The 13,226-nt window shown below is 64.6% G+C and carries 15 protein-coding genes; 5 read left to right on the top strand and 10 right to left on the bottom strand.

What is annotated here, in order from left to right; translation table 11 throughout:
- Positions 1-314 precede the first annotated feature (314 nt).
- Both T5B8_RS07685 and T5B8_RS07680 read right to left on the bottom strand, forming a co-directional pair.
- On the bottom strand, positions 315-629 hold the full coding sequence (locus T5B8_RS07685) for a DMT family transporter (protein ID WP_353177646.1): 315 nt from the start codon (positions 627-629) through the stop codon (positions 315-317).
- On the bottom strand, positions 626-958 hold the full coding sequence (locus T5B8_RS07680) for an SMR family transporter (protein ID WP_353177644.1): 333 nt from the start codon (positions 956-958) through the stop codon (positions 626-628). Before T5B8_RS07680 ends, T5B8_RS07685 begins: the two co-directional genes overlap by 4 nt.
- Positions 959-1,053: 95 nt before the next feature.
- On the opposite strand from T5B8_RS07680, the gene T5B8_RS07675 reads away from it, so the two are divergent.
- The 5 genes from T5B8_RS07675 (at position 1,054) to zigA (ending at position 6,540) form a co-directional block, all read left to right on the top strand.
- A complete protein-coding gene (locus tag T5B8_RS07675; protein ID WP_353177642.1) occupies positions 1,054-1,656 on the top strand; it encodes a TetR/AcrR family transcriptional regulator in 603 nt (200 codons plus the stop codon).
- A gap of 75 nt (positions 1,657-1,731) precedes the next feature.
- A complete protein-coding gene (locus T5B8_RS07670) occupies positions 1,732-3,912 on the top strand; it encodes a TonB-dependent receptor plug domain-containing protein (protein WP_353177641.1) in 2,181 nt (726 codons plus the stop codon).
- Positions 3,913-4,018: 106 nt separating this feature from the next.
- Complete coding sequence (locus T5B8_RS07665) at positions 4,019-4,825, top strand: ZIP family metal transporter (RefSeq protein ID WP_353177639.1); 807 nt, start codon at positions 4,019-4,021, stop codon at positions 4,823-4,825.
- A 75-nt stretch (positions 4,826-4,900) separates the two neighbouring features.
- On the top strand, positions 4,901-5,308 hold the full coding sequence (locus T5B8_RS07660) for a TraR/DksA C4-type zinc finger protein (RefSeq protein ID WP_353177637.1): 408 nt from the start codon (positions 4,901-4,903) through the stop codon (positions 5,306-5,308).
- Between the two features lie 29 nt (positions 5,309-5,337).
- A complete protein-coding gene (zigA, locus tag T5B8_RS07655) occupies positions 5,338-6,540 on the top strand; it encodes a zinc metallochaperone GTPase ZigA (RefSeq protein WP_353177635.1) in 1,203 nt (400 codons plus the stop codon).
- Positions 6,541-6,823: 283 nt separating this feature from the next.
- Here zigA and T5B8_RS07650 read toward each other — a convergent pair whose 3' ends face one another.
- The 8 genes from T5B8_RS07650 to T5B8_RS07615 all read right to left on the bottom strand — a co-directional run bounded on the left by T5B8_RS07650 (position 6,824) and on the right by T5B8_RS07615 (position 13,212).
- Positions 6,824-7,921 (bottom strand): CobW family GTP-binding protein, encoded by a 1,098-nt coding sequence (locus T5B8_RS07650; protein ID WP_353177633.1) that lies wholly within the window; start codon positions 7,919-7,921, stop codon positions 6,824-6,826.
- A 40-nt stretch (positions 7,922-7,961) separates the two neighbouring features.
- On the bottom strand, positions 7,962-8,204 hold the full coding sequence (locus T5B8_RS07645) for a hypothetical protein (protein ID WP_353177631.1): 243 nt from the start codon (positions 8,202-8,204) through the stop codon (positions 7,962-7,964).
- An 87-nt stretch (positions 8,205-8,291) separates the two neighbouring features.
- Entirely contained in the window at positions 8,292-9,473 is a 1,182-nt protein-coding gene (locus T5B8_RS07640; protein ID WP_353177629.1) for an S-(hydroxymethyl)glutathione dehydrogenase/class III alcohol dehydrogenase, read from the bottom strand.
- A gap of 137 nt (positions 9,474-9,610) precedes the next feature.
- Positions 9,611-10,408 (bottom strand): DUF3299 domain-containing protein, encoded by a 798-nt coding sequence (locus T5B8_RS07635; RefSeq protein ID WP_353177627.1) that lies wholly within the window; start codon positions 10,406-10,408, stop codon positions 9,611-9,613.
- Entirely contained in the window at positions 10,405-11,760 is a 1,356-nt protein-coding gene (locus T5B8_RS07630) for an ABC transporter permease (protein WP_353177625.1), read from the bottom strand. The genes T5B8_RS07635 and T5B8_RS07630 overlap by 4 nt, the downstream gene beginning before the upstream one ends.
- Entirely contained in the window at positions 11,757-12,404 is a 648-nt protein-coding gene (locus T5B8_RS07625; protein ID WP_353177623.1) for an ABC transporter ATP-binding protein, read from the bottom strand. The genes T5B8_RS07630 and T5B8_RS07625 overlap by 4 nt, the downstream gene beginning before the upstream one ends.
- A 145-nt stretch (positions 12,405-12,549) precedes the next feature.
- Entirely contained in the window at positions 12,550-12,906 is a 357-nt protein-coding gene (locus T5B8_RS07620; protein ID WP_353177622.1) for a hypothetical protein, read from the bottom strand.
- Positions 12,907-12,948: 42 nt separating this feature from the next.
- On the bottom strand, positions 12,949-13,212 hold the full coding sequence (locus T5B8_RS07615) for an ArsR/SmtB family transcription factor (protein ID WP_353177620.1): 264 nt from the start codon (positions 13,210-13,212) through the stop codon (positions 12,949-12,951).
- Positions 13,213-13,226 lie beyond the last annotated feature (14 nt).

Raw genomic sequence — 13,226 nt, 5'->3', positions numbered from 1 at the left:
CCTGCTCTGTTGATGATCGAGGTTGCTTACCGGAGCGGATCCATATATGCGCGCTCGGGCGTACGCATACTCATCAAGGCCCGGCACCCAAGGATGTGCCAACACCGAGGCCGAATATACGGACGCCGCCTGCTCTGTTGATTATCGAGGTTGCTTACCGGAGCGGATCCATATATGGCTTAGGCCGCCAGGCCGTAAGCCAACAGGGCACGGCTTCTGTGGCGCGTGCAAAAGACGCGGGTTGAATCGCTAACCCTTATTTGCGCTTTTAGCGTTCATTTGCGGACTTGCGCGCCGGCCGGAGCTCGCCAGCGTCAATAACTGCTCTTGAGCCCAATCACCGCGACCACGATTGCCAGCACGCACCCAAGCCGCGCCGGGCGGGCGGAATCGCCCCAGAACAGGATGCCCAGCAGGGTGCTGCCCACCGCGCCCACGCCGGTGAACACGCCGTAGGCCACGGCCATGGGGATGCTTTGCATGGCGTAATGCAGACAGGTCAGCCCCAGGCCGAAGCCGCCCACGCCCAGCACCAGACCGGAGAGATAGACGCGCCGGGTCAGGCGTTCGAAACCGGCCACGCCCACGATTTCAAAAGCCCCGGCACAGAGTAGGGCCAGCCAGCTCATGACGCGGTCTTCGCGGTCGATGTGGCGGTGAGCTTGAGCCCGCAGACCGCCGCCAGCAGCAGCGTCAGCCAGGCCAGTGCGGCCGGGTCGAAATGCATGCTAAAAGCGAAATGGTCGAGCAGGGCGGTGCCGGCCGTACCCAGGCCGACGAACAGGATATAGACCGTGGTCGCGGCCAGTCGGCGTGCGGCAACCAGCGCCAGGCCGAAACTTGCGATTACGCAAGCACCGGTCGCGAGCCAGTCGACCACGCTATCCGCGGCGTTGAGCCCGGAAATCCAGCCAACTTCCGCGGCGGCGGCCAGGATCAGCCAAATCAGATTCCACATCGTTCGCTCCTGCTAACTAACGGTCGTTAGTATAAGCGAGTGCAGTCGCACTGCAAGGCCGGTTCGGCGAGGCCGCCCGCGCTAGAATGGGCGCGATGAACGACGCTTCCGCATCGACCGCCGAACGTATCGAAACAGTCGCCCTCGCGCTGTTCGCACGCCAGGGCTATGAAGCCACCACCCTGGCGCAGATCGCCGACGGCGTGGGGATTCGCAAGCCCTCGCTCTACAACCATATCGCCAGCAAGGCGGCGCTGTTTCTCGATCTCGTCGCCCAGGTGGAGGCGGCTTTCTTCGTGGTTCAGGACGCAAGCCTCGCGCGGCATGCCCAAGCCGATGTGAAAACCCGGCTGCATGCGCTGGTCGAGGACTTGAGCGTGTTCATCTTCACCGAGTCCCAAGGCGCGTTCTACAAGCGCTGCCTGCTGTTTCCACCGGAGTCGCTCGCCGCGCAGATTCGTGACGTCAATGCCGCCAACGAACGCCGTATCGACAGCGCTCTGCGCGATCTCTACCTGCAGGGCCTGCGCGAAGGCTGTTGGCGAGACATTGGCGAGCGTGCCTTTCTCGACGCCTTCTATTGCTTGATGGACGGGCTCTACAGCCAGCGCTTCATCTACGACGAAAGCGAATATCGGCGCCGCCTGGGGTCGAGCTGGGGCGTGTTCTGGGCCGGACTCGTCCACGCACAGGGCTGAAGCACGGTTGGGTCGGGGTTTACTCGCGTGATATAAATGTAATGTTATTTCATTTTATTTTTGGCTGGGGATGTCATGCGGGGGAACTATCAATACGGGCCGGTCGCGGTACAGCGGCCGTGGCGGCGTTCGGCTGTGTGTCTGGCGCTGCTGTGCGTGCCGGCGTCGGCCTGGGCGGCCGGTAACGATGTCGATACGCTGGCCTTGCCGGGCCAGGGCGCCGAGCAGCAGGAACTGGGCCCGATTTCGGTGACGGGCGCGCCGCTGCCGGGCAGTCCGTTGTCGCAGGCAGCGGATGTCGATGTGGTCGAATCCGACGCTATCGAAGCCAAGGGCGCGAGCAATCTGGGCGAAGCGGTCGAGGATCTGGCCGGCGTGGATTCGATCAGCACCGGCAACAGTGTCGGCAAGCCGGTCATTCGCGGCCTCTCGGGCGAGCGCATCAAGATCCTGTCCGATGGTGTGGGCGTGGATCATCAGCAGTTCGGCGTACGCCATATGCCGACCACCGACACCTTTCTGGTCGATCGGGTGGAAGTCGTACGCGGGGCCTCGAGCGTGCTGTACGGCTCAAGTGCGCTGGGCGGGGCGATCAACCTGCTACCGCCGGAAATCGACTGGGATACGCCGATCGAAGGCGAGGCGCTCACCCGTTATTCGACCAATAACGACCAGTGGGATACCGGCATCAAGGCCACCGGCGGCAATGGCCGTTTCGGTTATGCCGCGGGCCTGATCCGGCGCAGCGCGGGCGATATCGAAACGCCCGACGAGTCGACCTATTTCCCGCCGCCGCCGGCCGAGCGCTACCGCGACGCGCCGGCCTATACCGGCAAGCTCGGTTATACCGATTTCGATCAGGTCAATGGCGATTTCGCGCTGGGCTATCGCGACGACGACGGCGGCGAGTGGACTGCGCGCTACAGCCGCTTCAACGACGAACACAACTTCCTGTTGCCGCCGCCGGCCGGCACGCGCCCGCCGTCCGAGGGCGAAGAGGGCATCGGCCAGTACATCGACAACGAACAGGTCGAGCTGGCCGGTAACAAGCAGGCTGGTGGCATCACCTGGAAGCCGAAACTGGTGTGGCAGAACAACCGGCGTCGCTCCAATGCGGCCGGTACGGCGCGTGCGGCCGGTTTCGATAACGCCATCGATATCGAATTCGATCAGTACACCGCGCGTCTGGAAGGGCAGCACGGGCCCGTGCTCGGCCTGGACGGCGGCACCGTGGGTATCGAATATGTCACCAAGGATCAGGTCTCGCGCGGCACCACCCAGCTCTCGCCGGGCGGTACGGTCGACGACGCCGCCATCTTCGCCTTTGAGGAAAAAGGCATTGGCGATCTGCTGCTCCAGGCCGGGCTGCGCTACGACCATCATGAAGTCGAGGGCAAGGCCTCGAAGACGGCCAATCCCTCGCAGAGCGTGATCGACGCGGAAAAACAGACCTATGACGTGATCACCGGTTCGCTCGGAGGCATTTATAGCCTGACCAGGCAGCTGTCGGTGGCAGCCAATGTGGGTCGCGGCTTTCGCGCGCCGAGCCTGTTCGAGTTGTATGTCGCCGGCCAGCACGGCGGCGTGGCGGCCTTTCAGCAGGGCAATGCCGATCTCGACGAGGAAACCTCGCTGAATACCGATCTGTCGCTACGCTGGGCCTCGGATACGCTACGGGCCAAGGCCACGGTGTATCGCAATGCCATCGACGACTACATCTTTTTGCAGGACACCGGGCGTGCGGTCAACGGCCTGCCCGTGCTCGAAAACGCCCAGGCGGATGCCGTGCTTACCGGCGCCGAGCTGTCGATCGAAAAAGACGTCAACACGTGGATGACACTCAGTCTGGCGGCGGAAACCGTCCACGGCGAACGTCGCGACAATGACGACGAACTGCCGTTGCTGCCGGCCGACAACGTGCGCGTGGGCGCCCAGTTCAAGCCGGCCAGCGAGGGCTGGCTGCGCGATCCGCGGGCATCGGTGAGCGTGCGTTACTACGCCTCGAAGGATGCCGCCCCGGGCGAACCGTTTGCCCAGTTCGACAACGCGCCGTTCGGCTCGGCGTCGACCGACGATTACTATCTCGTCGATCTCGGCGCCGGCTTTTCGCCGCAAATCGGTGGCCAGACGGTGCATCTGGATATGGCCATCCACAATCTGCTGGACGAGGACTATCGCGGCTTTCTGGATACCTATAAGGGCTATGCGCTGTCGCCGGGCCGCGATGTGCGCCTGACCGCGCGCCTGCCGTTCTAGGTGTGATGGGTATCGAAACGCGGTCCGGCATGCGGCGGGTGCGCCCATCGAGCGAGGCCGGCCCGCGCAATCGCGGGCGCGGTCGTAACCCGCGATGACGCGATCGGTGGCGGATGTTCCGGTCGATCGGCTAGGGCGCAGCGCGGGCTATACGATCGCGGCGGTGTTTATCGTCGCGGTCGGCTTTGGGGCGCTGACCGGCTATACGAAGGTCGCTTCGATCGCACTGATTGCCTGCGTGGCCATGCTCGCCGGCGGCGTGCTCGGCTATCGGGCGCAGGGTGCGAGTGTATTCTGGCAAGCCCTGGACGGCGTGGCCGGCGGGGCGATGATCGCGGCGGCCTGTATTCTGCTTTTGCCCAAGGCCGTTTCCCTGGATGCGGGGATGGCGGGCGTGGGCGTGTCGTTCGGCCTGTTGTTCGGTCTGGCCCTGCATCGCGCCTGTCGATTCCAGGCCTGGCGCCCGGGGGCGCTGGGCGAATCCAGCCTGCTGGCGCTGACCGTGCATTCGGCCGGCGCAGGCGTGGTGATCGGCATGCTGTATGCGCAGACGCCGAGCCTTGGGTTGTGGGTAGGCAGTGTCATCGTGGCCCACAAGTTTCCGGCCGGCTATGCGGTGGCACGGCGGCTGCGCGCCAACGACGGCGCGCTGGCCGGGATCATGCTGCCCGCCTGTGCGGTGGGCATCGTCGCCGTACTCGTGGCCGTGGCTACCGGCGTACTGCCGCCCTCGGTCGGCGTGGGCGCGCTCGCTCAGGGCCTGGCTGCCGGAATCTTTCTGCACGTGGGGCTGGAATGTGTCGCCCTTGAAGGCCCGGCCTCCGCTCGTCCGGACACGCCGGGCTGGCATATCTGGCTACCGGTCGCGCTCGGTATTCTTTTGATGCTCGGCGTGAAACTCGTTATGGCTTGAGTGCGAGTGCGCGAGGCCTCCCGAACTTGACAGCTTCTCTATTATTCTAATAGTTATGTTATAACGTTAAAATTTATGACAGAAGATGAACTTCGGGCCATGCCCGACAGCCAGTACATGAGTCCGGATCAGCTCGCGTTCTTTCGAGAACGATTGTTGCGGCTGCGCGAAGAAGTGCTCGTACGCGAACGTGATATTCGCGTACGGCTCAATGAAAACCTCACGTTCGCAGATCCGGGCGACCGCGCCCTGGCCGAAGAGGCGCGCTGGCTCGACCTACGCCTGCGGGATCGCGAAGCCCGGCTGCGCAACAAGATCGACGCCGCGCTAAAGCTGATTCGCGACGGCGATTACGGCTGGTGCGAGGTCTCGGGCGAGCCGATCGGCATCGAGCGCCTGCTGGCGCGGCCGACCGCGACCACCTGTGCCGACATCAAGACCGATGCCGAATTACGTGAGCGCGCCTTTCGCGCGGCTCGCTGACTTTGAATTTCATTTCCAGAGGATTGGATATGCGTGACACACGCCTGCCGGTCACCGTGCTTTCGGGCTTTCTCGGCGCGGGCAAGACCACCGTACTCAACCACGTACTCGCCAACCGCGACGGTCTGCGCGTGGCGGTCATCGTCAACGACATGAGCGAGATCAATATCGACGCCGCCCGTATTCGCGATAGCGGCGCGCTGTCGCGCGTCGACGAGAAGCTGGTCGAATTTTCCAACGGCTGCATCTGCTGCACGCTGCGCGACGATCTGCTCGCCGAGGTCACGCGGCTGGCACGCGAACAGCGCTTCGACTATCTGCTGATCGAATCCACCGGTATCTCCGAGCCCATGCCGGTCGCGGCCACGTTCGCGGTACGCGACGAAGACGGTTTTTCGCTGGCCGACGTCGCGCGTCTGGATACCATGGCCACCGTGGTCGATGCCGCAGCGCTGCTGGCCGATTATGAAAGCGCGGACTTCATCGCCGATCGCGGCGAGTCGCTGGGCGAAGAAGACGAGCGCAGCGTGGTCGATCTACTCGTCGACCAGATCGAGTTTGCCGACGTCATCGTGCTCAACAAGATCGACCTGGCCACGCCGGAACAAAGCCGTGCGGCGCGCGGCGTGATTGCTGCGCTCAACCCGGCCGCCCAGGTGATCGAGGCCGAACACGGCCGCATCGCCACGGGCGATATCGTCGGCACCGGGCGTTTCGATTTCGACCGCGCGGCGATGTCGGCGGGCTGGGTACGCGAACTCCAGGGCGTGCATACACCCGAAACCGAGGAATACGGCATCAGCAGCTTCGTCTATCGGCGCCGCCAGCCGTTTCACCCCCAGCGTCTGCTCGAACTGTTCCATTCGGACTGGCCCGGCGTACTGCGCAGCAAGGGGTGGTTCTGGCTGGCCACGCGGCCCGATTTCGTCGGCGAAATGGCCCAGGCCGGCGGCGCGCTCACCCATCAGGCGATCGGCCTGTGGTGGGCCAGCGAACGCGCCGGGCAAGCGCCCGAAGATCCGGAGGCACGGGCAACGCTCACGGCAATGTGGGACCCGCTCTACGGCGACCGGCGCCAGGAGATCGTCATCATCGGCATGGGCATGGACGAAGCGGCGCTGATCGAGCGTCTGGATGCCTGTCTGCTCACCGAGGCCGAATGCATGGGCGGGCCCGAGATGTGGCGCGAGTTCGACGATCCGTTCCCGCGCTGGCAGCTCGCGGCGCATTAGTCGAAGCCAACAACCGTTCGTCCGTCTGCCCCGGCGCTCGTTTGCTCGCGACGCCGGGGCCTTTTTATCGCGCTGGTCATCCGCCATCGAAACAGCGGACGTGGTCAGGGGTTCTAACGCCGTTCCTGAGCATTTATGAAACTCAGCTGGCTGTTTTCAAGCAGGCAGGTTGTCCGCAAATGAACGCGAAGGAACGCGAATAGGGCGAAAGACAGATCGATCGAGGCCGGGGATTGCTTCCCGGCGCCTGCTTGATTTCTTGGATAGCCAGGACGCCATTAGGCTATGCCGTACTGTCCAGCGCGGCCAGAATGCCCGCCAGCGATTCGCGCGGAATATCGCGGGTAATGAAGACCAGCCGCGAGCGTCGGTCTTCGTCCGGCCAGGCGTCGAGCCACGTCATGGGGTGAAAGATATGCTGCACCCCGTGGATGACGGCGGGTCGGGCTTCGCCGGCAATATGGATCAGGCCCTTGATACGCAGCATGCGCTCGCCCATGAGCGACACCATCAGCTGCAGCCATACCTCGAGACGATCGGCGTCGATGGGCGTATCGAAAGTAAAGCAGTGCGCACGCACGCGATCGTCGTGGCGATTCGGATCGTTGCCGACCGACGTTGGCGCAAGCGTGGGCGCCGGGGTCGCCACGGCCGCGCCCAGGCGCAGGCCGGTAGTAGCCGGCTGGGGTGTCTTTGCGGCCGGGGCGTTGCCCAGCCAGCGTTCGATATCGGCCCCGTGTGCGCTTTGCGGATCGATGCCGAGATCGGTTAGCGCGCTGGCATCGACATGGCCGTGGGTCGCCGTGATCTGGCGTGCGCCGTTGTTGAGCGCGCCGAGACGTGCGCGCAGGTTGGCCAGCGTCGCGGTATCCGCGAGATCGGCTTTGGTCAGTAGCAGCAGGTCGGCAATGGCGGCCTGTTTCATCGCCTCGTCGTGCGCATCGAGGCTGGCCTGCCCGTGGACGGCGTCCACACAGGTCACGACCCCATCCAGCCGGTAGGCGCGGGCGATACGGGCGTCGGTCATCAGGGTATGCAGAATCGGCGCCGGGTCGGCCAGGCCGGTGGTTTCGATCACCAGCCGGTCGAAATAGCGTTCGCCGTCGCGGGCGAAGCGCCAAGTGGCATCCCGCAGGGTACGTACGAGATCGCCGCGTACCGTGCAGCACAGGCAGCCGCTGTCGAGTGCGACGAGTTCGCTTTCGTGGCTGGCACTGAACAACTGATGGTCCAGGCCGATTTCGCCGAATTCGTTAATGACCACCAGGGTGCGGTTCATGCCGGGTTGGCGTACCAGCTGGTTGAGCAGGGTGGTCTTGCCGCTGCCCAAAAAGCCGGTCAGCAGGGTGATGGGAATGGGCGTGTCGGCGGATGCGGGCATTAGCGGTTGAAGGGGTGGGGTGTTTCGGCGCTCGGGCCTGTCAGCGTGCCGGATCGGTGGCGTTCAGCTCGGCGGCCGCGCGTTCGAACCAGCCGATGACGGCACGATGGTGGGCCGCGCCATAGACTTCGATGAATCGCCGGGTAGCGTAATCCGCGTCATCGCGCAGCGCGTGCAGCCGTTGTCCGATATAGGCCGGGGTCAATGCTATACCGCAGTCGACCGTGATGCAGTGACGCCACTGTTCGTAGCGGCGGGGGACGACGTCGTTATGCGCTGTCATGGCGACCTCTTGCAGCAGTTTTGGGATCGGACTGGTCGAAAGCCCGCCGCATGAGCCATGCGGCGGGCCGGTTTGCGACGTGTCGTATCAGGCGGGTTCGACGACCGCGTTTCGGGATGTGACCAGTTCGCCCGGCAGATCCGGGGTGAGGGTCTCGTCGCGATAGTGAATCACCGAACGAATGGCCTGGCCGCTGCGTAACAGTTCGAATGCCGTGTTGAGCTGCTCGTGGTCCATGTTGTGGGTGATGTATGGATCCACGTCGATGGTGCCGTTGAGCCATTCATCGACCATGCCGGGCAGCTCCGAGCGACCCAGCACGCCGCCGAAGGCGGAGCCACGCCATACCCGGCCGGTGACCAGTTGGAACGGCCGGGTCGATATTTCTTCGCCGGCCCCGGCCACGCCGATGATGATGCTTTCGCCCCAGCCCTTGTGGCAGCACTCCAGGGCCGCGCGCATCAATTCCACGCTGCCGACACATTCGAAGGAGAAATCCACGCCGCCGTTGGTCATGTCGATGATGACTTCGTGCAGCGGCTCGGAATAATCACGCGGATTGATGCACTCGGTCGCACCCAGTGATTCGGCCAAGGCGAACTTGTTGGGGTTGATATCGATGCCGATGATGCGGCTCGCACCCTGGAGAACTGCGCCCTGAATCACGGCCATGCCGACCGCGCCCAGGCCGAATACGGCGACCGTGTCCCCCGGCTGGACCTTGGCCGTATTACGTACCGCGCCCACGCCCGTGGGCACGGCACAGCCCATGACACAGGCCTTGGACAACGGCGCGGCCGGGTCGATCTTGGCGACGGCGATCTCGGGCAGCACGGTGTATTCGGCAAACGTCGATGTGCCCATATAGTGGTGCAGCATCTGCCCGCGGTAGGAAAAGCGGCTGCTGCCGTCGGGCATCAGCCCCTGGCCCTGGGTCTTGCGGATGGTCTGGCACAAATTGGTCTTGCCCGACTTGATATAGGGGCAGTTCGGGTCCTCCGGCTGGTAGAGCGGGATCACCACGTCGCCTTCCTTGACCGAGGTTACGCCCTTGCCGACATCTTCGACGATGCCGCAGCCTTCATGGCCGAGAATGCAGGGGAAATTACCCTCGGGGTCGCGCCCCGAAAGGGTGAACATATCGGTATGACACAGGCTGGTGGTGACGATACGCACCAGGACTTCGCCCGCCTTGGGGCCTTGCAGATCGACTTCTTCGATCTCGAGCGGGGTGTTGGGTGCCCAGGCGATGGCAGCACGCGTTTTCATTTGCAAACCCTTGGGTTCTGTTAAGGACGTTATAACATATCAATTTTGTCAAGCATGCCGACCGGTCCGGCTTCGAAAGGATCGGTGCTGGCAAGCGCCGCCGGGCGGTGACCCGCGCCCGGCGATGTCGACCGGTGCTAGCGGTTGACGACCCGGGCGTCGGTCAGGCGATAGAGCAGGCCGTCGTCGGTCTGAGTTTCGGCCTGGAGCGTGCCTTCTACGACCACCGGCTCCCAGGTCATCTCCATGGCGCGCTGGGTATGGACATCCACCACGGTGGCCGGGCCGCCCGGCATATGGAAGAAGCACACCGGCGGATTGGCCGAGAGGATGAATCGGGTCTGGGTCGTGGACATCTGCATGGGCAGCATATAGCCGACCAGGCGCACGCTCTGGCCGAAGCGCTCTTTCAGTGCCGCCGGGTAGGTCGCGGATACGCGAAACTGTTCGTCATAGTCGATCTGGGCCTGCATCAGCGCCGCCCAGCCCAGCACGTTATCGCTGTCGTCGATGCCTTCCAGAGCGCTGGCATAGTCGTCCACCGCATCGGGTTCGCGCACGTCGAGGCCGATCTGGGTAGAAACCGAGCCGGCCGACACCGTGAGCGTATCGCGCCCCAGCGAACGGGCCACCAGGGCCAGATCGGTATAGCCGCCGTCGCGGGTCACCGGCTCGGGGCCGACGAGTGCGTTGTCGCGGGTAGAGCTCAAGCTGATGGGGACATCGTCCAGCAGCTCGCCGTCGGCGTCGCGGACCTCGGCGGCCAGGTAGACAATGTCGTTCTTTATAGCCGGAATCACGGGCGCGCCGTCGCTTGGTGCGAGCTGTTCGTAGATCAGGTCGATGGACGCGGGCTCATTCGCCCAGGCCGAGCTGGCCAACAGCGCGACCGCCAGGCCCAGCAGCAGGCTGCGCCAGTGCGCACGCCGATTCATTCGCCGGCCAGCGTACGGGCGATATCCACCCGATAGGCCTGGATCGCCGGCAGGAGTGCGGCCAGCAGGCCTACGACCACGGCCATGACCAGAAGGCCCCATTCCGCGGGCTGCCAGGCCCAGCCGGTCAGATGAAACAGTTGTGCGTCTTCCAGCCATAACCCCAGTCCCTCGGTCACCAGATGCCCGATCAGCAAGCCCAGTGTGACACCGCCCAGCGCGAGCATCTGGCCTTCGAGCAGGATATGGCGCAGAAGTTGCGCGCGGGAAGCGCCCAGCGAGCGCATCATGGCCAGGTCCACGCGCCGTGCGCGCAGGGCGTTGTAAAGCGCGACGAATACGCTCAGCGCGGCGGCTACGATCATCAGCCCGGCAAAGGCGGCGAGCGTGTCCAAGCCGAAGCCGATCAGCCCCAGCAGGCGGGTGATTTCCGCGACCGGCGCGGCCGCCTGCAGGCTGGAGACACGGTTGATCAGCCGTGGCAGCGTCAGGCCCGCCAGCGGCGAGTCGGAAATCAGCAGCAGCGCGGTGATCTGACGGCCCGTGGCTGGAAAGTCCGGGTCCAGGATCGACGGCAGGGGCGCCTGCTCGGCGGCTGCTTGCCGCTCGTGATTATCGTGATTGTCTTGATAGGGGGCGCCCGGCTGTTCGGCGTGCCCGTGGGTATGCGCTTCGTCGTGCTCGTGCTCATCGGCGGCGTGAGTGTCTTCTTGCGCATGATCGTGGTCATGACCCAGGCCGCCATGCAGTGCCCAGACGCTGCGTACATCGGTGAGCGCCAGCCGGTCGATCACGCTGCGCGTGGGTGCAAGCACCCCGACCACGCGATAGCGGGAATCCTCGTGGGTATGGCCGCGGGCGGCAAAGCCGTGCACGCCGGCAAAGGTGTCGCCCACCGACAGGCCCGTGGCAGCCGCGACCTGCGCACCCAGCACGGCTTGCATGGGCGCGCGCCAGCCGTGGCCGTCCTCGATCTCGGCATCGTAGAGCGGCAGGAAGTCGTTGCTCGTGCCCACGATACGAAAACCCTGCACGCTGTCGCCGAGCGCGACCGGGATCGCGTGGTCGACCAGCCGGTGGCGAGACCAGCGCCGGGCCTCGGCGAGATCGATATTCCCGGTGGGTGCATCGATATGGTAGATGCTCGACAGAATCAGCTGCAGCGGCGAGCCCTTGGCGCCCACCACGAGATTGATCCCGCCCGCATCGCGGACCAGATTGTCCTTGAGCTGGGTGGATGCCAGCAGCAGCACCACGATGATGGCACTGCCGAGCGCGAGCAGGAACACGTTCAACGCCGCCGTGAGTTTCTGATGGCGCAGATAGGCCAGGCTCAGCCGCCATAGATTCATGCGCTGCGTCCGTCTTGGCCCAGCGTGAGCCGGCGCTCGAAGCGATCGGCCAGACGACGATCGTGGGTGGTCACCACCAGCGCCGCACCCGCGGCTCGGGCCCGCTCGATCAACAGCGTGGCTACACGCTCGGCGTTGGCGTCGTCCAGGCTGGAGGTGGGCTCGTCGGCCAGAATCAGCCGCGGCTCGTTGACCAGCGCACGGGCCAGTGCCACGCGCTGGCGCTGCCCCTGGCTGAGCTGGGCCGGGTAGCTGGCCTTGAAGGCGACCAGGCCGACACGCTCGAGCGTTTCATCGATGCGGGCCGCGTCCGGCGCGAGGCCGGCGAGATAGCGCGCCAGGGCCAGATTGTCGGCCACCGAAAGCGCGGCGATCAGGTGCAGGCTTTGATAGACCAGCCCGATATGGCGGCCGCGAAAACGATCGCGGGCGGCTTCGCCCATTGTCGAAAGCGACTGTCCGCAGACATGGATTTCGCCACGCGTCGGCGTGAGTACGCCCGCTAGTAGATGCAACAGTGTGGACTTGCCGCTGCCAGAGGGGCCGAGAATCGCCAGCTGTTCGCCGGCGGCCACATCCAGATGCGCAAGGCGTACAACGGGCACGTCGGTATAGCGGTGCTCCAGATCGCGAATACAGAGCATGAATCAACAGGCAGGACAGGGACGCTATAACGTTACATTTTTTAAGCCAGGATGTCTGCTGATTTCGGTATCCCGCGCCCAAAAAAACCCGGACGCGCCGGCGTCCGGGCATGCGAGGCGGTTACAAGCCCTGCGGATCGACGGCTTAGTTGACGACTTCGATCGGGCCGTGATCGTCGCAGTGATCGCCGTGCGGGTGGTGCAGGTGGCCGTCGACGAGGTAGTCGATATGGTCGCCATGCGGAACCGCCTCGTGGCCGCAGCCGGGGCCATGCGTGTGCGAGGCGTCATGGCCGGCGCAGTCGTGGGCCGGGGTGCACTGGTCAGGGTTCTTGTCCGACACCTCGATCACGTGTTCGTCCACGTGATCACCGTGGGGGTGGTGCAGGTGGCCGTCATGCAGATAGTCCACATGGTCGCCGTGGCGCACGCCGGTGTGCTCGCACTCCGGGCCATGGGTATGCGGATGGGGCTGGTGATGGTCGTGATTGCATTCGGTCATGCTGAACTCCTGGAGTGAATGATTCGAGGCTGCGTTCGCGCATCAGCGCGAGACGGTGTCCTCGGCTGAGTGTTCGAGGGCCGTGATGACGATCTGCAGTACGTGATCGTCGGTGAGTCGGTAATACATATGCTTGGCCTCACGCCGGCGGCTGACCAGGCGTGCGCCAAGCAGCAGCTTGAGTCGCGCCGATACGGTCGTGACCTTCTGGTCTTCCAGCGCGGCCAGCTCGGTAACGCACGTCTCGCCGTCGGCCAGCCGTGCCAGCAGGCGCAGGCGATCGGGGTCGGCGAGTGCCTTGAACATCTCCGCGGCTAGCG

The organism is Salinisphaera sp. T5B8 (assembly GCF_040361255.1).
GTDB lineage: Bacteria > Pseudomonadota > Gammaproteobacteria > Nevskiales > Salinisphaeraceae > Salinisphaera.
Note: the sequence above shows the minus strand (reverse complement) of the source record. Positions and strands in the feature narration are given on the sequence as shown.

Coding starts and splice junctions, on each gene's coding strand:
- T5B8_RS07620 (WP_353177622.1), bottom strand. CDS start 12,906: ATGACCGAATGCAATCACGACCATCACCAGCCCCATCCGCATACCCAT.
- T5B8_RS07670 (WP_353177641.1), top strand. CDS start 1,732: ATGCGGGGGAACTATCAATACGGGCCGGTCGCGGTACAGCGGCCGTGG.
- T5B8_RS07680 (WP_353177644.1), bottom strand. CDS start 958: ATGTGGAATCTGATTTGGCTGATCCTGGCCGCCGCCGCGGAAGTTGGC.
- T5B8_RS07660 (WP_353177637.1), top strand. CDS start 4,901: ATGACAGAAGATGAACTTCGGGCCATGCCCGACAGCCAGTACATGAGT.
- T5B8_RS07625 (WP_353177623.1), bottom strand. CDS start 12,404: ATGCTCTGTATTCGCGATCTGGAGCACCGCTATACCGACGTGCCCGTT.
- T5B8_RS07635 (WP_353177627.1), bottom strand. CDS start 10,408: ATGAATCGGCGTGCGCACTGGCGCAGCCTGCTGCTGGGCCTGGCGGTC.
- T5B8_RS07685 (WP_353177646.1), bottom strand. CDS start 629: ATGAGCTGGCTGGCCCTACTCTGTGCCGGGGCTTTTGAAATCGTGGGC.
- T5B8_RS07650 (WP_353177633.1), bottom strand. CDS start 7,921: ATGCCCGCATCCGCCGACACGCCCATTCCCATCACCCTGCTGACCGGC.
- zigA (WP_353177635.1), top strand. CDS start 5,338: ATGCGTGACACACGCCTGCCGGTCACCGTGCTTTCGGGCTTTCTCGGC.
- T5B8_RS07630 (WP_353177625.1), bottom strand. CDS start 11,760: ATGAATCTATGGCGGCTGAGCCTGGCCTATCTGCGCCATCAGAAACTC.
- T5B8_RS07645 (WP_353177631.1), bottom strand. CDS start 8,204: ATGACAGCGCATAACGACGTCGTCCCCCGCCGCTACGAACAGTGGCGT.
- T5B8_RS07615 (WP_353177620.1), bottom strand. CDS start 13,212: ATGTTCAAGGCACTCGCCGACCCCGATCGCCTGCGCCTGCTGGCACGG.
- T5B8_RS07640 (WP_353177629.1), bottom strand. CDS start 9,473: ATGAAAACGCGTGCTGCCATCGCCTGGGCACCCAACACCCCGCTCGAG.
- T5B8_RS07675 (WP_353177642.1), top strand. CDS start 1,054: ATGAACGACGCTTCCGCATCGACCGCCGAACGTATCGAAACAGTCGCC.